24 protein-coding genes and 3 pseudogenes are annotated in these 24,877 nt (G+C 70.7%); 8 read left to right on the top strand and 19 right to left on the bottom strand.

The annotated features are described in order from the left end of the window. Window positions 1-11: 11 nt before the first annotated feature. The 3 genes from ACIHIX_RS16790 to ACIHIX_RS16800 form a co-directional block, all read right to left on the bottom strand. The gene (locus tag ACIHIX_RS16790) at window positions 12-1,037 is read right to left on the bottom strand and encodes an aldo/keto reductase (RefSeq protein ID WP_399955996.1); all 1,026 of its coding nucleotides are present in this window, start codon (window positions 1,035-1,037) and stop codon (window positions 12-14) included. A 42-nt stretch (window positions 1,038-1,079) separates the two neighbouring features. Continuing rightward, complete coding sequence (locus tag ACIHIX_RS16795) at window positions 1,080-1,694, bottom strand: LysE family translocator (RefSeq protein ID WP_399955999.1); 615 nt, start codon at window positions 1,692-1,694, stop codon at window positions 1,080-1,082. A gap of 83 nt (window positions 1,695-1,777) precedes the next feature. Next, window positions 1,778-3,160 (bottom strand): glycine--tRNA ligase, encoded by a 1,383-nt coding sequence (locus ACIHIX_RS16800; protein ID WP_399956002.1) that lies wholly within the window; start codon window positions 3,158-3,160, stop codon window positions 1,778-1,780. A gap of 155 nt (window positions 3,161-3,315) precedes the next feature. Here ACIHIX_RS16800 and ACIHIX_RS16805 point away from each other — a divergent pair, with 155 nt between their 5' ends. From ACIHIX_RS16805 to ACIHIX_RS16820, 4 genes are all read left to right on the top strand, one after another. Beyond that, a complete protein-coding gene (locus ACIHIX_RS16805; protein WP_399956005.1) occupies window positions 3,316-4,272 on the top strand; it encodes a metal ABC transporter substrate-binding protein in 957 nt (318 codons plus the stop codon). Next, a complete protein-coding gene (locus tag ACIHIX_RS16810; protein WP_399956007.1) occupies window positions 4,269-5,054 on the top strand; it encodes a metal ABC transporter ATP-binding protein in 786 nt (261 codons plus the stop codon). Before ACIHIX_RS16805 ends, ACIHIX_RS16810 begins: the two co-directional genes overlap by 4 nt. Then, complete coding sequence (locus ACIHIX_RS16815) at window positions 5,054-5,956, top strand: metal ABC transporter permease (RefSeq protein ID WP_399956009.1); 903 nt, start codon at window positions 5,054-5,056, stop codon at window positions 5,954-5,956. Before ACIHIX_RS16810 ends, ACIHIX_RS16815 begins: the two co-directional genes overlap by 1 nt. A gap of 63 nt (window positions 5,957-6,019) precedes the next feature. Next, complete coding sequence (locus ACIHIX_RS16820) at window positions 6,020-6,439, top strand: Fur family transcriptional regulator (RefSeq protein WP_399956011.1); 420 nt, start codon at window positions 6,020-6,022, stop codon at window positions 6,437-6,439. A gap of 132 nt (window positions 6,440-6,571) precedes the next feature. Here the strand turns inward: ACIHIX_RS16820 and ACIHIX_RS16825 are convergent, their stop codons facing one another. The 6 genes from ACIHIX_RS16825 to ACIHIX_RS16850 form a co-directional block, all read right to left on the bottom strand. After that, window positions 6,572-7,915: a histidine-type phosphatase gene (locus ACIHIX_RS16825; RefSeq protein ID WP_399956013.1), complete on the bottom strand. Its 1,344-nt coding sequence runs from the start codon at window positions 7,913-7,915 to the stop codon at window positions 6,572-6,574. Between the two features lie 61 nt (window positions 7,916-7,976). Beyond that, entirely contained in the window at window positions 7,977-8,816 is an 840-nt protein-coding gene (locus tag ACIHIX_RS16830) for an isoprenyl transferase (RefSeq protein ID WP_399956015.1), read from the bottom strand. Between the two features lie 23 nt (window positions 8,817-8,839). Continuing rightward, window positions 8,840-9,586 (bottom strand): DNA repair protein RecO, encoded by a 747-nt coding sequence (gene recO, locus ACIHIX_RS16835; protein ID WP_059191671.1) that lies wholly within the window; start codon window positions 9,584-9,586, stop codon window positions 8,840-8,842. Between the two features lie 124 nt (window positions 9,587-9,710). Continuing rightward, complete coding sequence (locus ACIHIX_RS16840) at window positions 9,711-9,842, bottom strand: hypothetical protein (RefSeq protein ID WP_399956018.1); 132 nt, start codon at window positions 9,840-9,842, stop codon at window positions 9,711-9,713. 67 nt (window positions 9,843-9,909) lie between these two features. Next, window positions 9,910-10,503: a DUF1266 domain-containing protein gene (locus tag ACIHIX_RS16845; protein ID WP_399956020.1), complete on the bottom strand. Its 594-nt coding sequence runs from the start codon at window positions 10,501-10,503 to the stop codon at window positions 9,910-9,912. Between the two features lie 49 nt (window positions 10,504-10,552). Then, on the bottom strand, window positions 10,553-10,768 hold the full coding sequence (locus ACIHIX_RS16850) for a hypothetical protein (RefSeq protein ID WP_399956023.1): 216 nt from the start codon (window positions 10,766-10,768) through the stop codon (window positions 10,553-10,555). A 194-nt stretch (window positions 10,769-10,962) separates the two neighbouring features. Here ACIHIX_RS16850 and ACIHIX_RS16855 point away from each other — a divergent pair, with 194 nt between their 5' ends. Then, window positions 10,963-12,441 carry an alpha/beta hydrolase gene (locus ACIHIX_RS16855; protein ID WP_399956025.1) on the top strand — a complete coding sequence of 493 codons (1,479 nt, stop codon included), beginning with the start codon at window positions 10,963-10,965 and terminating at the stop codon, window positions 12,439-12,441. Here the strand turns inward: ACIHIX_RS16855 and ACIHIX_RS16860 are convergent. Further along, window positions 12,429-13,565: an abortive phage infection protein gene (locus tag ACIHIX_RS16860; RefSeq protein WP_399956027.1), complete on the bottom strand. Its 1,137-nt coding sequence runs from the start codon at window positions 13,563-13,565 to the stop codon at window positions 12,429-12,431. The genes ACIHIX_RS16855 and ACIHIX_RS16860 overlap by 13 nt on opposite strands. Before the next feature lie 178 nt (window positions 13,566-13,743). On the opposite strand from ACIHIX_RS16860, the gene bla reads away from it, so the two are divergent. Next, window positions 13,744-14,565 (top strand): class A beta-lactamase, encoded by an 822-nt coding sequence (gene bla, locus ACIHIX_RS16865; RefSeq protein ID WP_399956030.1) that lies wholly within the window; start codon window positions 13,744-13,746, stop codon window positions 14,563-14,565. Here bla and ACIHIX_RS16870 read toward each other — a convergent pair. After that, window positions 14,549-14,992: a protein phosphatase gene (locus ACIHIX_RS16870; protein ID WP_399956033.1), complete on the bottom strand. Its 444-nt coding sequence runs from the start codon at window positions 14,990-14,992 to the stop codon at window positions 14,549-14,551. The two genes, bla and ACIHIX_RS16870, sit on opposite strands and share 17 nt — an antisense overlap. 117 nt (window positions 14,993-15,109) lie before the next feature. On the opposite strand from ACIHIX_RS16870, the gene ACIHIX_RS16875 reads away from it, so the two are divergent. After that, complete coding sequence (locus tag ACIHIX_RS16875; RefSeq protein WP_399956036.1) at window positions 15,110-16,045, top strand: dihydrodipicolinate synthase family protein; 936 nt, start codon at window positions 15,110-15,112, stop codon at window positions 16,043-16,045. A gap of 4 nt (window positions 16,046-16,049) precedes the next feature. Here ACIHIX_RS16875 and fxsT read toward each other — a convergent pair whose 3' ends face one another. The 5 genes and pseudogenes from fxsT to ACIHIX_RS16900 form a co-directional block, all read right to left on the bottom strand. Then, on the bottom strand, window positions 16,050-18,362 hold the full coding sequence (gene fxsT, locus ACIHIX_RS16880; protein ID WP_399957284.1) for an FxSxx-COOH system tetratricopeptide repeat protein: 2,313 nt from the start codon (window positions 18,360-18,362) through the stop codon (window positions 16,050-16,052). Between the two features lie 2 nt (window positions 18,363-18,364). Next, window positions 18,365-18,592: a response regulator transcription factor gene (locus ACIHIX_RS16885; protein ID WP_399957287.1), complete on the bottom strand. Its 228-nt coding sequence runs from the start codon at window positions 18,590-18,592 to the stop codon at window positions 18,365-18,367. Between the two features lie 151 nt (window positions 18,593-18,743). Beyond that, window positions 18,744-18,920 (bottom strand): annotated as a pseudogene (locus ACIHIX_RS16890) (response regulator); the annotation flags it as partial. A gap of 18 nt (window positions 18,921-18,938) precedes the next feature. After that, window positions 18,939-19,322 (bottom strand): annotated as a pseudogene (locus tag ACIHIX_RS16895) (histidine kinase dimerization/phosphoacceptor domain-containing protein); the annotation flags it as partial. 62 nt (window positions 19,323-19,384) lie between these two features. Further along, complete coding sequence (locus ACIHIX_RS16900; RefSeq protein ID WP_399956039.1) at window positions 19,385-20,608, bottom strand: RNA-guided endonuclease InsQ/TnpB family protein; 1,224 nt, start codon at window positions 20,606-20,608, stop codon at window positions 19,385-19,387. A gap of 25 nt (window positions 20,609-20,633) precedes the next feature. Between ACIHIX_RS16900 and tnpA the strand changes: the two genes are divergently transcribed. Further along, entirely contained in the window at window positions 20,634-21,050 is a 417-nt protein-coding gene (gene tnpA / locus ACIHIX_RS16905) for an IS200/IS605 family transposase (protein ID WP_399956042.1), read from the top strand. Window positions 21,051-21,189: 139 nt separating this feature from the next. Here tnpA and ACIHIX_RS16910 read toward each other — a convergent pair. From ACIHIX_RS16910 to leuA, 3 genes and pseudogenes are all read right to left on the bottom strand, one after another. Next, window positions 21,190-21,957 (bottom strand): annotated as a pseudogene (locus tag ACIHIX_RS16910) (MMPL family transporter); the annotation flags it as partial. A 148-nt stretch (window positions 21,958-22,105) separates the two neighbouring features. Beyond that, window positions 22,106-22,801 (bottom strand): TerB family tellurite resistance protein, encoded by a 696-nt coding sequence (locus tag ACIHIX_RS16915; RefSeq protein ID WP_399956045.1) that lies wholly within the window; start codon window positions 22,799-22,801, stop codon window positions 22,106-22,108. Between the two features lie 264 nt (window positions 22,802-23,065). Further along, complete coding sequence (gene leuA / locus ACIHIX_RS16920) at window positions 23,066-24,787, bottom strand: 2-isopropylmalate synthase (protein ID WP_399956048.1); 1,722 nt, start codon at window positions 24,785-24,787, stop codon at window positions 23,066-23,068. Window positions 24,788-24,877: the final 90 nt, after the last annotated feature.

The raw sequence follows: 24,877 nt of genomic DNA on the forward strand, positions 1-24,877 counted from the left end.
CGGAGCCGGGATCAGCGCTCGCTGTCCAGGTGTGCCATCTGTGCCGTCGCGTAGCGCTCGCCCGCCGCCGCGTCCGCCGGGACGGCGTCCTCGATCAGCGCGAGGTCGGCCGCGTCCAGTACGACGTCCAGGGCGCCCAGCGACTCCGTGAGCCGCTCGCGGGTGCGGGCGCCGACCAGCGGCACGATGACCGTGTCGTGCCGCGGGCCCTGGGACAGCACCCAGGCGATGGCGAGCTGGGCGACGCTGACGCCCTTCTGCTCGGCGAGCTTGCGCAGGGCGTCGACGAGGTCGAGGTTGCGCTGGTAGTTGTCGCCCTGGAAGCGCGGCGAGAACCCGCGGAAGTCGTTGGCGGCGAACTGCTTGTCCCGCCCGAAGTGGCCGGAGATCAGCCCGCGGGAGAGGACGCCGTACGCGGTGATGCCGATGCCCAGCTCACGGGTGGTGGGCAGGATCGACTTCTCGATGCCGCGGGTGATCAGCGAATACTCGATCTGGAGGTCCGCGATCGGGGCGGTGGCGGCGGCCCGGCGGATCGTCTCGGCGCCGACCTCGCTGAGGCCGACGTGGCGGACGTGGCCCTGCTCGATCAGTTCGGAGATCGCGCCGACCGTCTCCTCGATCGGGACGTCCGGGTCGAGGCGGGCGATCCGGTAGACGTCGATGTGGTCGACGCCGAGGCGCTGGAGCGAGTAGGCGGCGAAGTTCTTCACGGCGGCGGGGCGGCCGTCGTAGCCGATCCAGGAGCCGTCGGGGCCGCGCAGCGCGCCGAACTTCACGCTGGTGAGCGCCTGTTCGCGACGGGCGGCGGGGGCGCTGCGCAGGGCTTCGCCGATCAGCAGTTCGTTGTGGCCCATGCCGTAGAAGTCGCCGGTGTCGAGGAGGGTGACGCCGGCCTCCAGGGCGGCGTGGATCGTGGCGATCGACTCGGCGCGGTCGGCGTCGCCGTACAGCGCGGACATGCCCATGCAGCCGAGACCGAGGGGGGCGACCTGGAGGCCGGTGGTGCCGAGGGTGCGGGGGGTCTGTGTCGTCATGCGCTCCAGCCTGACATGACAGATGACAGATTTCAATATCTGTCATCTGTCAGCCATGGCCAGCTTCGCCCCGAGCAGCACGAAGGACCCGGCGAAACTCCGCCGCAGCCACGCCATCACCCGCGGCCGGGAGATCACCTGGCGCCGGACCGACGCCGCGAGCACCCCGTACCCGGCGAAGACCACGAAGGTCGCCAGCATGAAGACCCCGCTCAGCAGCAGCATCCGCGGCAGCGCGGCCGCGGCGTCCACACTCACGAACTGCGGCAGGAACGCGAAGAAGAAGATCGTCAGCTTCGGGTTGAGGAGATTGATCAGCACACCGCGCACGAGGACCCGGCTCACGGAGGCGGGCTCACCGGCGCCCCGCTCGACGACGAGCGCGTCCCGGTCCCGCAGGCTCGCCCACGCCATCCACAGCAGATAGGCGACACCGGCGTACTTGAGGACCTGGAAGGCGGCGGCGCTCGCGTTGAGCAGCGCGGCGAGCCCGGTGACGGTGGCGAGGACGTGCGGCACGATCCCGAGCGTGCAGGCGAAGGCCGCGACGACGCTCGCGCGGCGGCCGTGGGAGAGCCCGGCGGCGAGGGTGTAGACGACGCCGGTGCCGGGGGTGGCGACCACGACGAGCGTGGTGAGGAGGAAGGCGAGGCTCATGCCCTCGACCCTGGAAGCACAGAGGCCCCCGATACAGGTCCACTACGGGACCCGCATCAGGGGCCAATGCGGCGAGAGGTGTCCTAGCAGCCGATCAGACGGCCGGCCAGGTAGCCCTCGATCTGGTCGAGGGACACGCGCTCCTGCTTCATCGAGTCACGCTCGCGGACGGTCACGGCGTTGTCGTCCAGCGTGTCGAAGTCGACCGTCACGCAGTACGGCGTACCGATCTCGTCCTGACGGCGGTAGCGGCGGCCGATGGCGCCGGCGTCGTCGAAGTCGATGTTCCAGTGCTGGCGCAGCGCCTGGGCGAGGCCCTTGGCCTTCGGCGACAGCTCGGGGTTGCGGGAGAGGGGCAGGACCGCGACCTTGACCGGGGCCAGGCGCGGGTCGAGCCGCAGCACGGTCCGCTTCTCCATCTTGCCCTTGGCGTTGGGCGCCTCGTCCTCGACGTAGGCGTCGAGCAGGAACGCCAGCATCGCGCGGCCGACACCGGCCGCGGGCTCGATGACGTACGGCGTCCAGCGCTCGCCGGCCTCCTGGTCGAAGTAGAGGAGGTCGTGGCCGGAGGCCTTGGAGTGGGCGTTCAGGTCGTAGTCGGTGCGGTTGGCCACACCCTCCAGCTCGCCCCACTCGTTGCCGCCGAACTGGAAGCGGTACTCGATGTCAGCGGTGCGCTTGGAGTAGTGGGAGAGCTTCTCCTTCGGGTGCTCGTACCACCGCATGTTCTCCTCGCGCAGGCCCAGGCCGGTGTACCAGTTCCAGCGCTGCTCCATCCAGTACTCCTGCCACTTCTCGTCCTCGCCCGGCTTGACGAAGAACTCCATCTCCATCTGCTCGAACTCGCGGGTGCGGAAGATGAAGTTGCCGGGCGTGATCTCGTTGCGGAAGGACTTGCCCATCTGGGCGATGCCGAACGGCGGCTTCTTGCGCGAAGTGGTCAGCACCTGGCCGAAGTTGGTGAAGATGCCCTGCGCGGTCTCGGGGCGCAGGTACGCGACCGAGCCGGAGTCCTGGGTCGGGCCGAGGTGCGTGGAGAGCAGACCCGAGAACTGCTTGGGCTCGGTGAACTGGCCCTTGTTGCCGCAGTTGGGGCAGTTGACGTCCGCCAGGCCGTTCTCCGGGAGGCGCTTGTGCTTGGCCTCGTAGGCCTCCTCCAGGTGGTCCGCGCGGAACCGCTTGTGGCAGGAGGTGCATTCGGTCAGCGGGTCCGTGAAGGTGGCGACGTGACCGGAGGCGACCCAGACCTCGGAGGCGAGGATCACGGACGAGTCGATACCGACGACGTCCTCGCGCGACGTCACCATGTAGCGCCACCACTGGCGCTTGAGGTTCTCCTTGAGCTCGACACCCAGCGGCCCGTAGTCCCAGGCGGCGCGCTGACCGCCGTAGATCTCACTACAAGGGAAAACGAAGCCACGGCGCTTGCTCAGGCTGACGATGGTGTCGATCTTGTCGGCGGCCACGGTGCTCTCTTCATGACGGGTGTACGGCAGCGAATGCCTCAGGTTACCGGCGGGGCCACCCCCGGTATCAAATCGGTTCGGCTCCGCACCACTCTCACCGGCCCCTTACCCAGGCTTGTTGACAACGGTTTCCATATTTGTTGAAAATGACTGTCATGAACGTACGACGACAGCACATATCCGGGATCGCCCTCGCGGCCGTCACCGCCCTCGGTCTCGGGACCCTCTCCGCGTGCTCCGGCGCGAGCGCCGCCGGCAACACCGACAAGTTCGACGTCGTCGCCTCGTTCTATCCGATGGCCTTCCTCGCCGAGCAGATCGGCGGGGACCACGTGAACGTCTCCAGCCTCACCGAGCCCGGCCAGGAGCCGCACGACCTGGAGATCAGCGCCAAGCAGACCGCGCAGCTCCAGGAGTCCGACGCGGTGCTCTACCTCAAGAACCTCCAGCCCTCCGTCGACGACGCCGTGGCCCAGTCCGAGGTCAAGACCAAGATCGACGCCGCCTCCCTCACCACGCTGGAGAAGCACGGCAACGAGGTCGGCGGCCACGCGGCCGAGCACGACGACCACGCCAATGAGGAGCTGGCCGGTCTCGACCCGCACATCTGGCTCGACCCGGTGCGCTACGCCCAGGTCGCCGAGGGCGTCGGCAAGGCCTTCGAGAAGGCGGACCCGGACCACGCGGCCGACTACAAGAAGAACACCGCGGCCCTGGTCAAGCGGCTCGACGGCCTCAACACCCAGTTCAAGGACGGGCTCGCCGACACCAGGACCAAGGTGTTCATCACCACCCACGCCGCCTTCGGCTACCTCGCCGAGCGCTACGGCCTGACCGAGGAGGCCATCAACGGCCTCGACCCCGAGTCGGAGCCCAGCGCCAACCGCGTCAAGGACCTTGAGAAGATGGCCAAGGCCGACGGCGTCACCACCGTGTTCTACGAGACGCTCGTCAGCGACAAGACCGCGAAGACCATCGCCTCCGACGCCGACCTGAAGACGGACGTCCTCGACCCGATCGAGGGCATCACCGCCAAGTCCAAGGGCGACGACTACTTCCAGGTCATGGAGTCCAACCTCAAGGCGCTGCAGAGCGCGCTAGGCGCCAAATGATCCACCCGGAGGAGTCTGTGTCCGAGCCCGTCATCTCCCTGCGCGGTGTCCGCGCCGACCTGGGTTCGCGGCCCGTCCTGCGCGGCATCGACCTCACCGTGAACCGCGGTGAGGTCGTCGCGCTGCTCGGCGCCAACGGCTCCGGCAAGTCGACGGCCATCCGCAGCATCATCGGCCAGGTGCCGCTCGCCGAGGGCGAGATACGGCTGTTCGGCACCCCGCGCAAGGCGTTCCGGGACTGGGCGCGTGTCGGCTACGTCCCGCAGCGCACCACGGCCGCGGGCGGCGTCCCGGCGACGGTCACCGAGGTCGTCTCCTCGGGCCGTCTGTCCCGCGCCCGCTTCGGCGTGCTCCGCAAGGCCGACCGCGAGGCCGTGCGCCGGGCCCTGGAGCTGGTCGGCATGGCGGACCGCGCGAAGGACTCGGTGGACGCGCTGTCCGGCGGCCAGCACCAGCGCGTGCTGATCGCCCGCGCCCTCGCCGCCGAACCCGAACTCCTGATCATGGACGAGCCGATGGCGGGCGTCGACCTGGCCAGCCAGGAGGTGCTCGCGCACACCCTGGAGGAGCAGGTCGCGGCCGGTACGACCGTCCTGCTGGTGCTGCACGAACTGGGCCCCCTGGAGCCCCTGATCGACCGCGCGGTCGTCCTGCGCGACGGCTGCGTCCTGCACGACGGACCACCCCCGAAGGCCGTCGGCCAGCACGCGCTGCCCGGCCACGACCACGTCCACCCCCACGAGCACGACCACGCGCCGATCCACACGGGACTGCTGAGCTGATGGAGATCCTCGACTACGCCTTCATGCAGCGGGCCCTGCTCGCCGCCGTCCTGGTCGGCATCACCGCCCCGGCCGTGGGCATCTACCTCGTCCAGCGCCGCCAGGCCCTCATGGGCGACGGCATCGGCCATGTGGCGATGACCGGCGTCGGCCTCGGCTTCCTGCTGAACACCTCCCCGGTGTGGATGGCGACCCTCGTCTCCGTCCTCGGCGCGGTGCTCATGGAGCTGATCCGCTGGTACGGCAGGACCCGCGGCGACATCGCCCTCGCGATGCTCTTCTACGGCGGCATGGCCGGCGGCGTGATGTTCATCAACCTCGCGCCCACCGGCTCCAACGCCAACCTCACCTCGTACCTCTTCGGCTCCCTGTCGACGGTGTCGCAGTCGGACGTGACGGCGATCTGTCTGCTCGCGGCCTTCGTGGTGTTGGTCACCCTGGGCCTGCGCCGGCAGCTCTTCGCGGTCAGCCAGGACGAGGAGTTCGCCCGGGTCACGGGTCTGCCGGTGCGCGCCCTGAACCTGCTGACGGCGATCACGGCGGCCGTGACCGTCACGGTCGCCATGCGGGTGGTGGGCCTGCTGCTGGTCTCGGCGCTCATGGTCGTCCCCGTGGCGGCGGCGCAGCAGCTCAGCCGCAGTTTCGCGGCGACCTTCGCGATCGCGGTCGCCATCGGCGTCACGGTCACCATCAGCGGCACGGTCACCTCGTACTACCAGGACGTCCCGCCCGGCGCGACGATCGTCCTGCTGACCATCGCGGCGTTCATCCTGACCACCGCCCTGGCCACCCCGCTGGCCCGCCGCCGGGCCCGGGCGGCAGCCGCGGCCCGAGCCGCCGGGGACCCCGCGGAGTGTGTGATTCCGGCCAGCCGGGAAGCGGATGGGAAGGTCGGCGTCTGACTGGGCACAGTCGGGGCTGGCACAATGGCCCGGCAGACGCAGTAGGTGTGGAGGAGGCAACCGGTGACGACCGCTGGACCGCCCGTGAAGGGCCGTTCGACCCGGCAGCGGGCTGCCGTCGCGGCGGCCCTGGACGAGGTCGACGAGTTCCGCAGCGCGCAGGAACTCCACGACATGCTCAAGCACAAGGGCGACTCGGTCGGCCTGACCACGGTCTACCGCACGCTCCAGAACCTCGCCGACGCAGGTGAGGTCGACGTCCTGCGCACCTCCGACGGCGAGTCCGTCTACCGCCGCTGCTCCACCGGCGACCATCACCACCACCTGGTCTGCCGCGTCTGCGGCAAGGCCGTGGAGGTCGAGGGACCCGCGGTGGAGAAGTGGGCCGAGGCCATCGCGGCGGAGCACGGCTATGTCAACGTGGCGCACACCGTGGAGATCTTCGGTACGTGCGCCGACTGCGCGGCGGCGGCCGCCGGCTGACGGCTCGGACCCCGGTCAGGTTCCGGTCGAGGACCCCCCGCAGCCGGCCCACGTCGGCGACGCCCCGCTTGCGCAGCACCGCTGCGGGTGGCGGCCTTCAGGACCGCAGGAACATGTTGGTGTCCCCGCCGTCTACGACCGTCCGAAGCACCTCTCCAGTTCGTCCAGGTCGTAGAACTTGCTGCCCTTGGCGATGGGCGTGCAGCCCGCCTTGAACGCGGTCTCCTTCTCGTTGTAGAGCATGCGCACCAGCAGGCGATCGCCCTTCTGGAAGACGTCCCACTGGATGTTCGCGCCGAGCGGGGAGACGGCGGCACCACGCCAGGGGTTGGCCGCGTAGGTGTACGGCCGCTGCGCGGTGACCGGCTCCGTGCTGCCCGGCAGGCCCATCAGGGCGGCCAGCGGGATGATCTCCTCGGCGTGGCTGAAGCGGAGTTCGGCGCCCAGCGTGCTCGTGCCCGCCTTCTTCGCCTCGACCTGGCGGAAGAAGTCGTCCAGCAGGACGTCGGCCATCTTGTACGTGATGTCGCTGTCGGCGAAGCCGGGGCCCTTCTCGTAGAAGTCCTCGGCGTCGGAGAGGTAGCCGAACCAGGCGGCGTCGGTGGTCGAGATGTACCGCTGCATCCCCCAGCCCCTGCCGTCCGGGCTCTCCTCGCTCATCGCGGGGGCGATGGCGTACAGGTTGTAGACGGCCTCGGCGGCGGCGACCTGGTCGGCGGCGCTCAGCCGCGCCACGAAGGCGTCCGCGAAGAGCCGGCGCAGGACGCTGCGAGCGGCCTCATGGGTGCGGGACTGGTCGGTGATCGACTTCAGCGTGGCCGCGAGCCGCTGGTCGTTGTCGATGTAGTCCCGGTAGGCGGCGCCCCCGGCCGCCTTGTGGAAGTAGAGCAGGTCCTTGTCGGTACGGGTCTCGCCGATCAGCGGCTTCAGGGCCGGGTCGACGGCGGCCAGCTCACCGGCGTACTCGTTCGCGCTGTCGATGGCGCGGCCCTGCCCGGAGCTGACGACGTCGATCTTCTCGCCGTCGGCGGCGATCCTGTCGAAGAGCGAGGGCAGCCGCTGGTGCATCCGCGCGGCGGTGTCCCGCATCTCCTGCTCGCCGCGTCCGCTGAGGTTGCCGTAGCCGACCTTCGCCATGGCGGCCTGGAGGGCGCGTACCGTGGGGCCGAACTCCTTGCCCTTGCCGGTGAGTTGACCCGCTGTCCGGGCCTTGTCCCACAGGGCGAGGATCAGGTCGCCGTCCTCGCTGTCGGAGGCGGCTCGGGAGCCGTGCCGGGAGACGTTCTCCGTGAAGACCGGGGTGAAGCCGGCGGGCGGGCGCTGGTAGGAGTGGGCGCTCTGCCGCGGGCTGTACGTGGCCTTGGTGCCGTAGCTCGTGGTGTGGGCGGGCTGGTGCGCGGCCTGCGCGGGCAGGGCCGCGACCAGCAGGGTCCCCAGGGCGAGGGCGGCGGGTGTGGCGCGGTGCGTGACCTTCATGGCCGGATCGTGCGCGACCCCCGTGAACGCCGGGTAGCCACAAAGTGGCCACGTTTCCCGTCTACGGGTTGGTCTGCCTGCCCTCCATGGCCAGCAGCTCCTCGTTGGGCAGGGCGCCGCCGAAGCGGCGGTCGCGGGAGGCGAACTCGACGCAGGCCCGCCACAGGTCGCGGCGGTCGAAGTCGGGCCACAGGACGTCCTGGAAGACCATCTCCGCGTAGGCGCTCTGCCACAGCAGGTAATTGGAGGTGCGCTGCTCGCCGCTGGGCCGCAGGAACAGGTCGACGTCCGGCATGTCCGGGTAGTACAGGTACTTGGCGAGGGTCTTCTCGTTGACCTTCGACGGGTCGAGACGGCCCGCCTTCACGTCCTCGGCGAGCGCCTGCGCGGCGTCCGCGATCTCGGCCCGGCCGCCGTAGTTCATGCAGAAGTACAGGGTCAGCTTGTCGTTGCCCTTGGTCTGCTCCTGGGCGATCTGGAGCTCCTTGGCGACCGACTTCCACAGCTTGGGCATCCGGCCCACCCAGCGGACCCGGATGCCGAGCTCGTCGAGCTGGTCGCGGGTCTTGCGGATGAAGTCGCGGTTGAAGTTCATGAGGAAGCGGACCTCGTCGGGCGAGCGCTTCCAGTTCTCGGTGGAGAAGGCGTACAGCGAGATGGCCCCGACGCCCATCTCGACGGCGCCCTGGAGGACGTCGAGAACACGCTCGGCGCCGACCTTGTGGCCCTCGGTGCGCGGCAGCCCGCGCTCCTTGGCCCAGCGGCCGTTGCCGTCCATGACGATCGCCACATGGTTCGGGACGAGTTCGCCGGGGAGCTTCGGCGCGCGGGCGCCGGAGGGGTGCGGCTCCGGCGTCTTGTAGTCGCGGCGCTGGCGCCCCAGGATCCCACGTACGACCATGTTGCTTCTCGTTCCTCTCCGGCTTACTTCTCTACGTAACGCAGCGAGCGCAGCCCGCGTTCCAGATGCCAGTGCAGATAAGCGGAGACGAGTCCGCTGCCCTCCCGCACGTACCGCGGTTCACACGCGTCGGCCGTGCCCCAGTCTCCCGTAAGCAGCGCGCCGAGGAGTTCCAGGGTCTGTGGAGAGGGTACGACGCTGCCGGGCACCCGGCAGTCCACGCAGACGGAGCCGCCGGCGCCGACCGAGAAGAACCGGTTCGGCCCGGGAAGGCCGCACTTGGCGCAGTCGCCGAAGCTGGGGGCGTAGCCGTTGACGGCGAGGGAGCGCAGCAGGAAGGCGTCGAGGACGAGATGCGGGGCGTGCTCCCCGTTGGCGAGGGTCCTGAGCGCCCCGACGAGCAGCAGATACTGCTGTACGGCGGGCTCGCCCTCATGGTCGGTGAACCGCTCGGCGGTCTCCAGCATCGCGGTCCCGGCGGTGTAGCGGGCGTAGTCGGAGACGATCCCGCTGCCGTAGGCGGCGATGGTCTCGCTCTGCGTGCACAGCGGCAGCCCCCGCCCGATCAGCTCGCTCCCCCGCGCGAAGAACTGCACGTCGACATGGGAGAAGGGTTCGAGCCGCGCCCCGAACTTGGACTTGGTCCGCCGCACCCCACGAGCGACGGCCCGCACACGCCCATGGCCGCGGGTGAGGAGGGTGATGATGCGGTCCGCCTCGCCCAGCTTCTGGGTGCGCAGCACGATGCCGTCGTCGCGGAACAGACTCATCGCGCGCCCCCGCGAGCGTGCGGCCGGGGGTACGGGGGGTGCCCCCCGGGAGGACACAGCATGATGCGGTCCGCCTCGCCCAGCTTCTGAGTGCGCAGCACGATGCCGTCGTCCCGGAACAGACTCATCGCGCACCCCCGCGGGCGTCCGGCCGGGGGTACGGGGGGTGTCCCCCGGGAGGACACAGCATGATGCGGTCCGCCTCGCCCAGCTTCTGGGTGCGCAGCACGATGCCGTCGTCGCGGAACAGACTCATGGGGTCATTGTCCCGTACGTCGAGGGCCGACGGGGCCGGTCGGGGTGGCTGATGAGGGTCCCGGGGGTCAGCGGGCCCGGTCGGGGTGGCTGATGGTGGTCCAGGGGGCCTGGTTCCACGGGCTGGAGCGGTTGGCGGGGTCGAGGAGGGCGCGCAGATGCGCGTCGGCGGTGGCCTGCGGGGCGGGCAGGTCGGTGTCCCCGTCGGCCCTCAGGTCGTCGCGCCACACCTGCCGACCCAGCAGATAGTGGTCGGCGTACTCGCGCCAGGAGCCGTACGCCGACACCACCGAGGGCACGATGTTCTTCAGGGCGGTCCACGCCTCGGCCTCGGTGATCAGCCCGCAGCCGAAGCCGCGCCGGGAGATGTCGACGTACAGCGCGGCGTCCCAGGCGAGCGGCGAGACGCCGTAGCGCTGCGCGGCACGCGCCCGGTAGCCGCTGCGGTGCAGCTCGTCGAGGCGACCGGCCAGCTGGTCGCGGGTGGTGATGCCCCACTGCTCGGCGAGCCAGTCGCGGGCCCGCTCGTCGTCGATCCGGGTGAACGGGTAGAGCGTGCCGCGGGAGGCGTCCCGGTCTCTGCTCACGGGCGCGCTCAGCGACACCATCCACAGCTGGTGAGCGGAACGCGGTGGCGGCTCGTCGCCCTCGGCTTCGTCCATCTCCGTATGCTCCACAGGCCCATGGGACCCGCACCTTACGACAACGGCGTCAAGGCACCTCGCCCCGGCTGCGCGCGTTGGCGTACGCGGTCGCCGCGCTGAGCCGCTCGGCGGGGGTCGCGTGACGTACGGCGTCGGGGGCGACGTCCCATTCCTTGCCGCCGCCGTAGGGTCTGAGCTGGAGGTAGGGGCCTTCGTGTCCCATGACGATGCCCAGCCTTCCGGTGCGGGTGTCCACGACGTAGCTGCCGACGGGGGTCTTCACGTCGTGTGGTTCCCCCGCCCCGCCGAGTTTCACGCTTTGTGCATGGCCGGCGGGGTGTTGCTTCTAGACTCTCTGGTTGCTCCCGTCACGGGGTGCGCGCGCCGTCCCTTACTGGACCCGGTGGGGTAAACCCCCCTACCGACAAGGCAGTTGGCCGGATGGGGCGGGTCGGGAAGATCCGCGAGGCTCAGGGCATGAAGCAGATGACCAAGAGCCTCGCCCTGATCGCCGCCGCCTCCGGGATCGTCTTCGGGGTGCTGACGCCCCTCACCGCGTCGGCCGCGCCCGCCGCCGCCCTCGACTGGGGGCCGTGCACGGGCACCGGGCTCGACCCGCGCCAGCAGTGCGCCACGCTCGACGTGTCCATGGACTACGCCGATCCCGGCGGCCCGACGATCGAGATCGCCGTCTCCAGGATCGTGAGCGAGAACCCGGCCGCCCGGCGCGGGACGCTCTTCCTCATTCCGGGCGGCCCCGGCGGGTCGAGCCTCAACGACCCTTCCAGGAAGGGGCAGAAGCTCCCGCAGGAGGTCCGGGACGCCTACGACCTCATCGGCTTCGCACCTCGTGGCCTCGCGCCCTCCACCTCCGTCGACTGCGGGCTGGCGCACGAGGACCTCGCGCTCTCCCGGCTGCGGCCCTGGCCCGCCGCCGACGGTTCCGTCGACGACGCCCTGGTCACCGCCCGGCGGATGGCGGACGCCTGCGCGGCCAACGGGGGCGAACTGCTCAAGCACCTCAGCACCCGCAACGAGGCCCGCGACCTCGACCGGCTGCGGGCCGCACTGGGCGAGCGGCGGATCTCCGCGTGGGGGGTGTCGTACGGGACGTATGTCGGCTCGGTCTACGCCCAGTTGTTCCCGGCGCGCACGGACCGGTTCGTGCTGGACAGCAATGACAACCCGGACCCGACGCGGGTCTCGCGCGCCTGGCTCGCCGGGCACGAGCAGGGCGTCGAGGACACCTTCCCCGAGTTCGCCAAGTGGGCGTCGGAGACCGGAAATCCGTACCGGCTCGCAAAGACCGCCGCCGAGGTACGGCCGCTGTTCCTGCGGCTGGCCGAGCGGCTCGACCGGGAGCCGCTCCCGTGGCCCGGCGCCAACCCCGAGGAGCTGAACGGCAACGTACTGCGGCAGACCATGCTGGACACCCTCTACGACCCCGACGACTTCCCCGCCCTCGCCCGGTTGATGCTGGCCGCCGAGAGCGGCACGCTGCCGCCGGCACCGGCCTCGCCGCCCGACGCCGTGCTGCAGAACGTGGCCGCGGTCGGCGCCGGGACGCTGTGCAACGACGTGGCCTGGTCGACCTCGACGGCCGTCTATCAGAAGGGAGTTGACGAGAGCCGGGCCAAGTACCCGCTCACCGCCGGCATGCCCCGCAACGCCATGGTCTGCGCCGCCTGGCCCTACGCGCCCCAGGAGCCGCCGGTGCGGATCACCGACCGAGGGCCTTCCAACATCCTCCTCGTGCAGAACGAACGGGACGTCGCCACCCCCGTGAGCGGCGCCCTCAAGCTCCGCGAGGCCCTCGGCCGGCGAGCCGTCATGGTGACCGTGAACTCGACGGGCCATGACGCCTATCTCGACAACGGCAACGCGTGCGGTGACGCGACGGTGTCCCGCTTCCTGGCCACCGGCGAGCGTCCCGCCACCGACCTCTACTGCCGCTGACACGCCCTGCCGTAGGCCCGGGCCACGGCATGGAACGCCTCCTTCGGCTCCCGGTGCCAGCCCGGGTCCGGGGCGCCGGGGTGGTTCTGGACCGCCTTCGTGATGCCGTAGCTCGCCAGGTCGAGGTCGTGGCGCGGGTCGCCGGGGCGGTGCGGGGCGTCGGCGGTGAGGAACTCGAAGACCATCGCCCCGTAGAGGTTCATCGACGTGAAGACGTCCAGCAGGTCGGCGACATAGCCAGCTTGGACGCGTTCGCTGCGGACCGGGATCGGGTCCTTGATCTCCTCGGGATCCTTGCCGTGGTCGACGATGTCCCAGCCCATGCCGCCCGCCTCGGGGGCCCCGACGTAGGCGCAGGTGCCGAACTCGGTGATGACGAGGGGCTTGCCGTGGCGCAGGTACTTCCTCAACTCCCGCACATGCTCCGAGCGTCGGGGGAAGTACGCGTAGTAGTCGACGCCCACGATGTCGAAGAGGCCCCAGTCGACCTGGTCGATCTCGGGGGCGGACGCGTAGCTGAGGCGGCCGTGGAAGACCCGGCGACCCAGCCTCGCCGCCTTCGCGGTGAAGCGGGCGAGGCGGCGCTGCATCGCGGACCGGTCGACGTTGCCGCTCCGGAGGTTCTCGATGCGCTCGAAGACCGTGTCCCCGGGGATGATCCCGGGGACGAACAGCCAGAACTCGCAGCCCACGCTGAGCTCGACGCTCGCGCCCTGCCGCCGCAGCCGCTCCGCGAACCGGCCCGTCTCCGCGAGGTGTTCGAGGATGTCCCGCTCCGGCGCATCGCCGAGGGTCGGCTGAAGCCAGACGTGCAGCCCGAGTTCGGCGGCCTCGGCGGCGGTGGCGGTGAGGCGTCCGACGCCGTCGCCGGTGACGTCGACGGTGTTCGCGTGCAGGTCGTCGCGGATCACACGGAGGTCTCCGCGCATCCGGGCGGCGCTCCAGGCCGTGGCCGGCGTCTCGCCCGCGCCGACGGTGTAGACGACACCGCGACGGGCGAGTCCCTTGCGGGGCGCCGCCCGCCCGGTCGCCGACGCCGCCCCCGCGGGCAGCACCGCCGCCCCCGCCACCCCCGTGAGGAACCGCGCCCGGCTGATCCCCTTGGCCTTCCCGGTCATCTCCATAAGGCCACTGTGCCGAGCCCCCGCCCGCACCGCCGTCCCCCGAAGGTCTACGCCCCCGCAACCAAGGAATGACGTACGGCGTCGATCACTACGGAGATCGTCCCCCACCCACCGACCGAAGGAGAGCGCGATCTTAGCCCGACGAACCCTTCTGACCGCAGCCACCGCCACCGCCCTCATGACGAGCGCGCCCGCGCACGCCTCCACCCACCCGGGGCTGCGTGAGCTGGAGGATCGACACGGCGCCCGACTGGGCGTGTTCGCCCGCAACATCGCCACCGGCAGGACCGTCCGCCATCGCGCCGGCGAACTCTTCCCGATGTGCTCGCTGTTCAAGACGCTCGCGTCCGCCGCGGTCCTGCGCGACCTGGACCGCGACGGCGAGTTCCTGTCCCGCCGTATCCACTACACGGACGCCGACCTGCCGAAGGAGGGTTCCGACAAGACGCGGGAGCACCTCGCCGACGGCATGACGGTCGCCGAACTCGCCGAGGTGGCCATCACGTTCAGCGACAACGGCGCCGGCAACCTCCTCCTGCGCGAACTCGGCGGCCCCACCGCCATCACCCGCTTCGCCCGCTCCCTGGGCGACCGGGTGACCCGCCTGGACCGCTGGGAGACGGAACTCAACTCGGCCGAGCCCTGGCGGATCACGGACACGACGAGCCCGTACGCCATCGGCCGGACCTACGGCCGGCTGGTCCTCGGCGACGCCCTGGACCGCCCGGACCGCGCCCTGCTCACGCACTGGCTGCGCGGCAACACCACGAGCGGCACCCGGCTGCGCGCCGGTCTCCCGCCCAGCTGGACGGTCGCCGACAAGACGGGCGGCGGTTCCTACGGCACCAACAACAACGTGGGCATCGCCTGGACCGAGGACGGCACCCCGCTCCTGCTGGCCGTCCTGACGACCCTGCCCGCGCAGGACGCCGCCCGGGACGACGCGCTGATCCGCGACACGGCGGCCCTGCTGGCGCGAACCCTCACGGGACAGCCCTGAACCGCCGCACATAGCGCCGCTGCCACGGCGTCTCCACCGCACCCCGGTGGTAGTGCGCGCGGACGTACGCGACGGCCTCGTCGGGCGGTACGCCGTCCAGCACGGCCAGACACGCGAGCGCGGTCCCCGTACGCCCGCGTCCGCCTCCGCACGCGACCTCGACGCGCTCGCCCGCGGCCCGCTCCCACACCTCGGCGAGCGCGTCGCGGGCGTCCGCGCGATCGGCGGGCAGCCGGAAGTCGGGCCAGCGCAGCCAGCGCGACTCCCAGGGAACGGGCGGGGGCCGGTGCCCGAGCAGATAGAGACCGTACGAGGGGACCGGCGCCCCCGACGGCAGGGGATGCCGCAGACCCCGCCCCCTCACCAGCCTGCCGGACGGCAGCCGCAGCACCCCGCTGTCGTCCTCGCCCCACTCAGCTTCTCGCACGCCCCTCCGCCTCCCTCAGCGCCTCGTCCAACAGCGCATCACGTCCTTCACCTCGGCGGGGTCGAGTTCGCGGAAAGGGGAAGATCTCCCGCGTAGGACCGACGACAGGGAGCCTCCATGACCGTCCCCGCCCCGCTGACCGGCGTCGTACCACCCGTGTGCACCCCGCTGACGCCGGACGGCGAGGTGGACGTCCCGTCGCTGCTCAGCCTGGTCGACCATCTGCTCTCGGCCGGGGTGCACGGGCTGTTCGTGCTCGGTACGTCGTCGGAGGCGGCGTATCTCACGGACAGGCAGCGGGAGTTGGTGGTGCGGGCGGTCGCAGACCAGGTGGGCGGGCGGCTGCCGGTACTGGCCGGGGTGATCGACATGACCACGCCGAGGGTCCTGGAACATGTCCGGGCGGTGACGGTGGCGGGAGCGGACGCGGTGGTGGCGACGGCGCCCTTCTACACCCGCACCCACCCGGCCGAGATCGCCCGCCACTACCGCCTCCTCGCGGCGGCGAGCGAGGTCCCGGTCGTCGCGTACGACCTCCCGAGCGGCGTCCACACGAAACTGCCGACGGACGTGGTGCTGGAGCTCGCGGCGGAGGGGGTGCTGGCGGGCCTGAAGGACTCCAGCGGCGACCTGGCGGCGTTCCGTGACGTCCTGCGGGGCGTACGGGGCCACGCCGACCTTACGGGCTTCTCGGCCCTCACCGGTTCCGAGCTGTTCGTCGACTCGGCACTGGCGGCGGGGGCGCACGGGGCGGTGCCGGGTCTGGCGAACGTGGACCCGGAGGGCTACGTCCGGCTCTACCAGCTGTGCAAGGCGGGCGACTGGGGCGCGGCCCGGGTCGAACAGGAGCGGCTGTGCGGGCTGTTCGGGATGGTGAAGGTCGGGGACCCCGGGCGGATGGGAGGCTCCTCGGCGGCACTGGGGGCGTTCAAGGCGGCGCTGTATCTGCGGGGGGTCATCGCGTGCCCGGTCACTGCTGCGCCTCAGGTGGGGTTGTCGGAGGGGGAGGTGGGGAAGGTGGGGGAGTTCTTGGCGGGGGCGGGGTTGTTGTAGCGGACTACTGGGGGGATGCGTCGGCGGGGTCCAGACACGCAAGGTTGTTGGCGACGCGCAGCGTGCTCGGATGGTTCTCACCCAGCACCCGGCGACAGCGGGTGAGGGTGTCCTCGTACAGGTGCCGGGCCCGCTCCGTCTCCCCCAGCTCGGCCAGCCGGTTGGCAAGGTTGTTGGCAATGGTCAGGGTGTCGGGGTGGTCCTCACCCAGCACCCGGCGACGGCGGGCGAAGACATCCTCGGACAGGACGCAGGACCGCTCCGTCTCACCCAATTCGGCCAGTCGGATTGCCAGACCGTTGGCGGTGTTCAGGGTGTCGGGATGGTCCTCACCCAGCACCGGGCGTTGTCTGGCCAGGGTGTCCTCGCTCAGGGCGCGAGCCTGCTCCGTCTCCCCCAGAGCGGCCATTCGGATGGCGAGGTTCGCTGCCGTCTTCAGGGTCTCGGGGTGGTCATCACCCAGCAGTTGTCTCCGCCGGGCGAGCGTCTCCTCGTCCAGACGGCGGGCTTCCGCGTAGTTGCCGATGTCGTGATAGGCGCGGGCCAGGTAGTTGACGGCCCACAGCGTGGCCTGGGCCCCCGCGCCGAACCGCCGCAACCAGATGCGGTGCAAGCCTTGCAACCGCGGCAGCACGGTACTGGCTGCCCCGCGGTCCATCAGGTACCAACAGGCCTCGCAGGCTGCGTACCGGGCGTCACTGGAGGCGAGGTCCCCTGGGGAAAGGGCCAGGAGGTGCGGCAGCATGGCGGGCCAGCGCGGCCACGTGGCCGGATCGGCCGCGGAAACGGGGGCACAGCCGGCCAGTAGGAGGCTGGCCCGACGGGCTGCCAGGGCCCGTTGTTCAGGAGTGAGCTGGTCGCGCAACACCGCCTGTGTCAGCCGGTGCATCTGGATGCTGCCACCGGCCACCCGGGCCAGCCCGAACCGCTCCACCGACCCCAGCACCCGCCGGAAGGCCCTCGGTTCGGACAACACCCGCAAAAGGCCGTCGCCCTCTTCGTCGTCGACCTTGTCCGGATCACACGCATGCAGCGGAAACGGCTCCGGCGCCAACAACGCCAACGCCCTCAGCAGATCAGCCGCCTCGCTGTCCTCCACCTCCAGCCGCTCCATGCTCAACCGCACCGACGCCGCCAACGACCGCGGATAGTCCGGCGGCGTACCGTCCTCCGTCGCCGTCCCCGGACTGCGCGCCAGCAAGGTCAGATAGCGGTCCGGGCTGAACGCCGTCAACGCCTCCGCCGCCTGCACCAGCGCCAACGGCAGATCGTCCAGCGCCTCCGCCAGCCGGTCCGCGTCCTCCTTCCCCAACCCCCGGCTACGGGACCGCAGCAGCGCCACGGACTCCGCGCGCGCCAGCACATCGACGTCCACCGGCGTGGCCACGTGGTGCCACTGCGGGTTCCGGGAGGTGATCAGCACATGTCCGGCCCCGGCCGGGAGATGCGGCCGCAGCGCCGCCGGGTCCTCCGCGTTGTCGAACACCAGCAGCCAACGCTGCCGCGTCCGCAGCTCCTCCCCCAGCGCCCGTACCGCCTCGGCCTGCGGGACATCGGCCTGCGCGCACCCCGTGGCCACCGCGAGCCCCGCCAACTGGTCCGGGATCAGCGCCGCGTCCTCCGCCGCGACCCACCACGCCAGTTCGTACTCCCCGCTGAACCGATGCGCGTACTCGATCGCCAGCTGGGTCTTGCCCACACCGCCCCGGCCGTCCAGCGCCAGCACCGCCACCGCCCGCGCCCCGGCCAACCCGGTCCGTACCTCGACCAGTAGGTCGTCCCGGCCCGTGAACCCCGCGTTGCGCGCCGGGATGTTCCACACGCGCGGCAGGCTTCCCGGCAGCCGGGGCCCGGTCGCGCCCATCGACCGCAATCGACCGGGGCGGCGGCCCGCCTCAGGGAACTCCGGCGCCCGCCCGGGCGTCCCCGGCGGTCCCGCCACCGCCCGCAGCAGTACGGAACGCGCCTCGTCCTCCCCCAGCCCGAACAGATCCGGCGCCAGCAGGGAGCGCAACAGCGGAGGCGCCTCGGCGTCCTCCACCCGCACGGGAACCCAGTTCTCCCGCGCCCCCAACACGTCGGTCCACTCCTCCGTCGTGAACCGGCCCGTGTCGAAGTACGCCCGCGAGAACAGGGCGACCATCCGCCCTCGTTCCAGCGCCTGACGCATCCTCAGGACGAAGTTGTCCCCGGCGCCCCAGTGCCAGACGTCCAGTTCGACCTCGTACCCGACGTCCTGCAACTGCCAAGCCACCCACTCGGCCCAGGCCCGGTCCGCCCCGGCATGCGAGACGAACAGCCTCTCCCCGTCACCCACGGCTACACACCCCCGGGTGTAACCATCCCAGACTCGTACGCCACGATCACCAACTGTGCCCGATCCCTGGCCCCCAACTTGCCCATGATCCGGCTGACATGGGTCTTCGCGGTCAGCGGGCTCAGCCCCAACGCGTCGCCGATCTCCGTGTTGTTGAGCCCCCGCCCCACCAGCGTCAGCACCTCCCGCTCCCGCTCGGACAGGGAGTCGGGGGCCGGCCTCGGCCACAACAGTCCGCACCACGCCCGGACTGCTCAGCAACCGCGCGATCATCCGCGCCGTCGGCCCCGGTGACAGCAGGGACTCCCCCGCCGCCACCGTCCGGATCGCCTCCAGCATCTCCGCCGGTCTCGTGTCCTTGACCAGGAACCCCGACGCCCCCGCCCGGAGCGCCTCCACGATGTTCTCGTCCGTGTCGTACGTCGTGAGGACCAGCACCTTCACCCCGGCCAGGTCGGGATCCGCCGCGATCAGCCGGGTCGCCTCGATGCCGTCCAGGTCCGGCATCCGGATGTCCATCACGATCAGGTCCGCACGCGAGCCCCGGGCCAGTTCCACCGCCTCCCGGCCGGTGCCCGCCTCGCAGCCGGGCCGCCTCCACGAGGTCGGGAACCCCGTCCAGACCCGGCAGCGGCCCGCGCACCTCCACGGTGGCGCCCTGCTCGCGCAGCACCTCCAGCGTCGTGCGCAGTTCGCCCCGCGCGGAACGGCAGGTGTCCGCGATGTCCTCCAGCGCCTTCGCCACCGTCTCCCGGTCCAGGCGTTCGGGGTCGGCGGCCAGCACATGGGCGGCGACCGAGGTCTGCACGCCGATCAGCGTGATGCTGTGGGCCAGCAGGTCGTGCAGGTCGCGGGCGATCCGCAGGCGTTCCTCGGCGACCCGGCGCCGCGCCTCCTCCTCGCGGGTGCGTTCGCCCGCTCGGCGCGTTCGACGAGGGAGGAGGCGACGTACTGACGGTATTGACATGCTCCTCGCCCTGGAGGGCGTGGATTGTGGCCTTCCCTGACGGGTTGCTGTGCCGCTACGCGGCACGGTTTCCGGTCGGGAATCCGTGGCTTCCTGTTTCTTCGCGCTGTGCCGGGATCGCTCCTGGTCTTACCGGCGCTCCGCAGGCCGATGCCGCCAGTCCGGCGGCCGTCTTGACGTTGATCGCTGCATTGGTGTCCCGGTCGTGGACGGTGCCGCAGGCACGGCAGGTCCATTCCCGCACGCTCAGGGGTTTGGGTCCGTCTTTGGTGCCGCAGGTGGAGCAGGTCTGGCTGGTGGGCTCGTACCGGCCGATGGTGACCAGGGTGCGGCCGTACCGTTCGGCCTTGTACTTGAGCATGGTCACGAACGATGCCCAGCCCGCGTCGTGGACGGACTTGGCCAGCCTGGTGCGGGCCAGTCCCACAACCGACAGGTCCTCCACGGCGATCCCTTGGTTCTCGGAGATCAGCTTGGTGGAGAGCTGGTGGTGGAACTCACGGCGTGCGTCGGTGACCTTGGCGTGGGCACGGGCGACCTTCAGGCGGGCCTTGGCCCGGTTCTTCGATCCCTTCTGCTTGCGGGACAGCTCCTTTTGGGCCTTCTTCAGCTTCTTCTCCGCGCGGCGCAGGAAGCGCGGGGAGTCGATCTTCGTGCCGTCGGAGAGGACGGCGAAGTGGGTCAGGCCGAGGTCGATGCCGATGGTGTTCTCGGTCTGCGGCAGACGTTCCGCGTCGGTGGCGGGATCGGTGTCGATGACGAAGGAGGCGAAGAACCGTCCCGCCGCGTCCTTGACCACGGTCACCGAGGACGGTGTGACAGGCAGGGCGCGGGACCATTTCACCTTCACCGCGCCGATCTTCGGCAGGTCGAGGCGGCCCGCGTCGGTGATCTTCCAGCGGGCATTCGCGGTGAACCGGATCGACTGCCGGTGGTCCTTGCGGGACTTGAAGCGGGGCGCTCTCAGTCTCGGGCCCTTGCGGGTGCCGTCCAGGGAGGCGAAAAAGTTGCGGTACGCCCTCTCGGCGTCCCGCAGGGACTGCTGGAGCACCACGGCGGAGACCTCGCCCAGCCAGGAGCGTTCCGGGGTGGTCTTGGCCTGGGTGATCAGCCGTGTGGACAGTTCCCCGATCTTCGGGAACGGCTGCCCGGCCGTCCGGGCGTCCTCGCGGGCGCGGACCGCGTCGTTGAACACGACGCGGGCGCACCCGAACGCCCTCGTCAACGCCGCCTGCTGGACGGCGTCCGGGTACAGGCGGAAGCTGTACCGAAGCTGCATGACCGTCACCCTACATACTTGGGTTATGGGTGAGATGCAGAAGATCAGGACTGGTCGTCACTGTACGTTCGTGATGCATGTCCACTTGGTCTTCGTGACCAAGTTCCGGCACAAGGTGTTCGCCGATGCCCACCTGAGGCGGATGGAGGAGATCATGCGGTCGGTGTGTGCGGACTTCGAGTGCGAGCTGGTGGAGTTCAACGGCGAGGACAACCACGTCCGCCTGCTGGTGAACTTCCCGCCCAAGGTCGCCGTGACCAAACTGGTCAACTCCCTCAAGGGCGTCTCCTCCCGCCGCCTGCGCAGCGAGTTCCCCGACCTGGTGCGCCACTACTGGCGGGCCAACAAACTCTGGTCCGGGTCCTACTTCGCCGGAACCGTCGGCGGTGCCCCGCTGTCCGTGGTCAGGCAGTACATCGAGCAGCAGAACCGGCCGGGGTGAGCCGCGCCCGGCTCCGCCGGGATGCCTCGCAGCGCTCCGCGCCGCAGGCGGCATATCTCCGACCCGTCGCGGTGACGCTCCGCGTCACACCGGCAGATTCGCTTCACCCCCGGCCTGAAGGCCGGAGCACTGCGAATAGATCCCGGTAGCGGGAGACGAGCAGCAGCGCGTAGTCGGTGCCCGCGCCGAACACGAGGATGGTCATGATGCCGGAGCCGGCGCCGGTCACGGCGGTGCCGAACCACTGGTGGAGGCCGTACGCCACGGCCATCGACAGATAGTCGGCGAGGCCCGCGACGGCGAGCGGCACCAGCCACAGGACCGGGCTGCGGTAGATCAGGATCAGCAGCAGCGCGACGACCCCGGCCGTGGTGTAGAGCAGCGGCCCGCCGAGCGCGTTGTACACCTCGGCGGCGTCGGTCTGGAGGGCTCCCGCGCCGCCCACGTCGACGCTCATCCCGCCGTCGTCGTGCGCGATGTCCCGTACGTCGTTGACGAGGGCGTCGCGCGCCTTCTCGTCGGTGCCCGGCTCGGTGCTCGCCACCGGGTACATCAGGGTGGTGCCGTCCTTGGAGGGGACGCCCTGCGGCCGACCGGTGAGCTGGTGCGCGCCGGCGATCCGTTCGATCTGCGCGGCGGCGGTCGCCTTGTCGGCCGCGGTCAGCCCACCGGCACGGTGATAGACGACGACCATCTCGGTGGCCTCGCCGCCGGGCAGCCGGTCCTGGATCCTGGCGACCTGCGTGGAGTCGGCGCTGCCGGGCAGATAGTCGACGGCCCGGTCCCGCTGGACGTCGGCGAGCTTGGCGGCGAACGGTGAGGCGAACGCCAGCACGGCGATCCAGAGCCCGAGCAGCACCCAGGGCACGGTACGCCGTCGCGGTGAAGATGTCCTTGCGGCCCCCATCGACGGGCCTCCCTCCGGTCGGGTGTCTGGGTCGTGTCCAGACTCCCGGCGCGGAACGGCCGAATCGTCGCGCGGAAGGGCGAGTTGGCGGTTACTCCGGAGGGCGGCATACGGCCGCGGTTACTCCCCGGGGAGTAACGGAAGGGTCTTACGACGGTGTCCGTGCCGCCGCCAGCAGCCGTGTGACGTCGTCCGCGCAGATGGTGAGGGCGGCGCCCACCGTGGCCAGCGCGTCCCGCTCGGCCGGGGTGTAGGGCCCGTCGGCGAGCGCGATCCGCGCGCCCTGGAGCAGGACGGACTCCCGCCCGGCCGGGGCGAGGTGCGGCGCCAGCGGATCGAGCGCCTCGTGCAGCTCTATCGCCAGGCCGGCCCCGCAGGGTTCACCGAAGACCCGCCCCGTGTCGGCCGCCAGCGCCTCCACCAGCGCGCCGAGCTGGTCCTCCGTGCAGTCGTCGAACCCCGCGGCGCGCACCGCGCAGGCGGCCGCCTCCAGCGCCGCACGCGAACAGGTGCCGCCCGCGGCGAGGACGGCGAGGGCGACGGTGTGGACGGCGTCGCGGAGCATCGCGGAGAAGCGGGTGGTGGTCGGGTGGTCGAGGACGTCGGTGCCGAAGTGGCGGCGACAGGCGGCGCATTCGACGACCGGCCCGGTCGCGCCGCGCGGCAGGACCGGAACCCCGAGGAGGGTGAAGCGGCGGCGCCCGGTCAGCCGCTGGTAGTTGCGGTCCCCGCCGCATCCCGGGCAGAAGAACTCCCCGTCGCCCACGGGCGTCCACGCGGTACGCGTGCCCAGCATGCGCGCAGGCCTGGCGGCACGGTCGTTTCGTCCCCGTCCTGGCAGCACGTCACACCTCCGCGTAACCGCACGGCAACATCGCCGCGCTGGCGTGATGTTAGCCACATCGGAGACCCCCAGTCAGCACCCTGGACGAGACCTTTCCGTGACCTGCACAGAGAGATGGCCGGAAACGAACGGGCCCCGCCCGCGGAAGAACCGCGGACGGGACCTGGAAAACGCCGGTGGGGGTGGTGCCCTCAGGGGCGCGGGGAACTGCGCGACCAGCCACAACGAACCCGCAGCCGAAACACGACCCCGCGCGGCCCCCTCTTAGCGCGCAGCCCTGTTAACAGCGGACACAACCGCCTTCAGCGACGCACGCGTCGTGTTCGCATCGATCCCGATCCCCCACAGAACCTTGCCGTCGATCGCGCATTCGATGTACGACGCGGCCTGCGCCGACGCACCCTCGCTCATCGTGTGCTCCTGGTAGTCCAGCAGCCGCGCATCGATGTCGACCTTGGCCAGCGCGTCGAAGAAGGCCGAGATCGGACCGTTGCCGGTACCGGTCAGCACCGTGTCGACGCCATCGACCGTGGCCTCCACCTTCAGCGTGTCCACGCCGTCCGTGTCGGTGGTCGACTGCCCGTTCTTGACCTGGATTCGGCCCCACGGGTTCTCGGGGTTCGGCAGGTACTCGTCCTGGAAGACGTTCCAGATGTCACCGCCGGTGACCTCGCCGCCCTCGGCGTCGGTCTTGGCCTGGATGAGCTTGGAGAACTCGATCTGCATCCGGCGCGGCAGGTCCAGCTTGTGGTCGTTCTTCAGGACGTACGCGATACCGCCCTTGCCGGACTGCGAGTTGACGCGGATGACGGCCTCGTAGGAGCGGCCGACGTCCTTGGGGTCGATCGGCAGGTAGGGCACGGCCCACTCGATGTCGTCGACCGTGACGCCCTTGGCGGCCGCGTCGGCCTCCATCGCGTCGAAGCCCTTCTTGATGGCGTCCTGGTGGGAGCCGGAGAAGGACGTGTAGACCAGGTCGCCCACGTACGGGTGGCGCGGGTGGACCTCCATCTGGTTGCAGTACTCCCACGTACGACGGATCTCGTCGATGTCGGAGAAGTCGATCTGCGGGTCGACGCCCTGGGAGAACAGGTTCATGCCCAGGGTGACCAGGTCGACGTTGCCGGTGCGCTCGCCCTGGCCGAACAGACAGCCCTCGACGCGGTCGGCGCCGGCCATCAGCGCCAGCTCGGCGGCCGCCACCGCCGTACCGCGGTCGTTGTGCGGGTGGACGGAGATGACCACGTGCTCACGGCGGGAGAGGTTGCGGCTCATCCACTCGAAGCGGTCCGCGTGCGTGGACGGGGTCGAACGCTCCACCGTGGCGGGCAGGTTGAGGATGATCTCGCGGCCCGGACCCGGCTGGTAGACGTCCATGACCGCCTCGCAGACCTCCAGGGCGAAGTCCAGCTCGGTGTCGGTGAAGATCTCGGGGCTGTACTGGTAGCCGAACTCGGTCTCCGGGCCCAGCAGCTTCTCCGCGTACTCCATGACCAGGCGGGTGCCGTCGACGGCGATCTGCTTGATGTCGTCCTTGGAGCCGCGGAACACCACCCGGCGGAAGACGGGGGCGGTGGCGTTGTACAGGTGGACGGTGGCCCGCTTGGCGCCCTTCAGGGACTCCACGGTCCGCTCGATCAGGTCCTCGCGGGCCTGGGTCAGTACGGAGATGGTGACGTCGTCCGGGATCGCGCCCGGCTCCTCGACGATCGAGCGGACGAAGTCGAAGTCCGTCTGGCCCGAGGCCGGGAAGCCGACCTCGATCTCCTTGTAGCCCATCTTGACCAGCTGGTCGAACATCCGGCGCTTGCGCTCGGGCGACATGGGGTCGATCAGGGCCTGGTTGCCGTCACGCAGGTCGGTGGAGAGCCAGCGGGGGGCGGCGGTGATCCGGTTGTTCGGCCACGTGCGGTCCGCGATGTCGACCTGCTCGTACTGGCCGTACTTGTGGATCGGCATGGTGCTGGGCTGCTGGCGGTTCGCCATGATGCGGGGGCTCCTCAGGGTGTCCGGAAGGACGGCCGACGACGCAACGCCAAGCTCCGCGGGGAGGGAGTCGACCTGGACTACAGGCCC

The sequence above is a fragment of the Streptomyces sp. NPDC051913 genome (genome assembly GCF_044593635.1).
Lineage (GTDB): Bacteria > Actinomycetota > Actinomycetes > Streptomycetales > Streptomycetaceae > Streptomyces.

Excerpts from the sequence above, each read along its gene's own strand:
- ACIHIX_RS16790 (WP_399955996.1), bottom strand. The coding sequence starts at position 1,037 with ATGACGACACAGACCCCCCGCACCCTCGGCACCACCGGCCTCCAGGTC.
- ACIHIX_RS16795 (WP_399955999.1), bottom strand. The coding sequence starts at position 1,694 with ATGAGCCTCGCCTTCCTCCTCACCACGCTCGTCGTGGTCGCCACCCCC.
- ACIHIX_RS16805 (WP_399956005.1), top strand. The coding sequence starts at position 3,316 with ATGAACGTACGACGACAGCACATATCCGGGATCGCCCTCGCGGCCGTC.
- ACIHIX_RS16810 (WP_399956007.1), top strand. The coding sequence starts at position 4,269 with ATGATCCACCCGGAGGAGTCTGTGTCCGAGCCCGTCATCTCCCTGCGC.
- ACIHIX_RS16815 (WP_399956009.1), top strand. The coding sequence starts at position 5,054 with ATGGAGATCCTCGACTACGCCTTCATGCAGCGGGCCCTGCTCGCCGCC.
- ACIHIX_RS16825 (WP_399956013.1), bottom strand. The coding sequence starts at position 7,915 with ATGAAGGTCACGCACCGCGCCACACCCGCCGCCCTCGCCCTGGGGACC.
- ACIHIX_RS16830 (WP_399956015.1), bottom strand. The coding sequence starts at position 8,816 with ATGGTCGTACGTGGGATCCTGGGGCGCCAGCGCCGCGACTACAAGACG.
- recO (WP_059191671.1), bottom strand. The coding sequence starts at position 9,586 with ATGAGTCTGTTCCGCGACGACGGCATCGTGCTGCGCACCCAGAAGCTG.
- ACIHIX_RS16840 (WP_399956018.1), bottom strand. The coding sequence starts at position 9,842 with ATGAGTCTGTTCCGCGACGACGGCATCGTGCTGCGCACCCAGAAGCTG.
- ACIHIX_RS16845 (WP_399956020.1), bottom strand. The coding sequence starts at position 10,503 with ATGGACGAAGCCGAGGGCGACGAGCCGCCACCGCGTTCCGCTCACCAG.
- ACIHIX_RS16855 (WP_399956025.1), top strand. The coding sequence starts at position 10,963 with ATGAAGCAGATGACCAAGAGCCTCGCCCTGATCGCCGCCGCCTCCGGG.
- ACIHIX_RS16860 (WP_399956027.1), bottom strand. The coding sequence starts at position 13,565 with ATGGAGATGACCGGGAAGGCCAAGGGGATCAGCCGGGCGCGGTTCCTC.
- bla (WP_399956030.1), top strand. The coding sequence starts at position 13,744 with ATGACGAGCGCGCCCGCGCACGCCTCCACCCACCCGGGGCTGCGTGAG.
- ACIHIX_RS16875 (WP_399956036.1), top strand. The coding sequence starts at position 15,110 with ATGACCGTCCCCGCCCCGCTGACCGGCGTCGTACCACCCGTGTGCACC.
- ACIHIX_RS16900 (WP_399956039.1), bottom strand. The coding sequence starts at position 20,608 with ATGCAGCTTCGGTACAGCTTCCGCCTGTACCCGGACGCCGTCCAGCAG.
- tnpA (WP_399956042.1), top strand. The coding sequence starts at position 20,634 with ATGGGTGAGATGCAGAAGATCAGGACTGGTCGTCACTGTACGTTCGTG.
- leuA (WP_399956048.1), bottom strand. The coding sequence starts at position 24,787 with ATGGCGAACCGCCAGCAGCCCAGCACCATGCCGATCCACAAGTACGGC.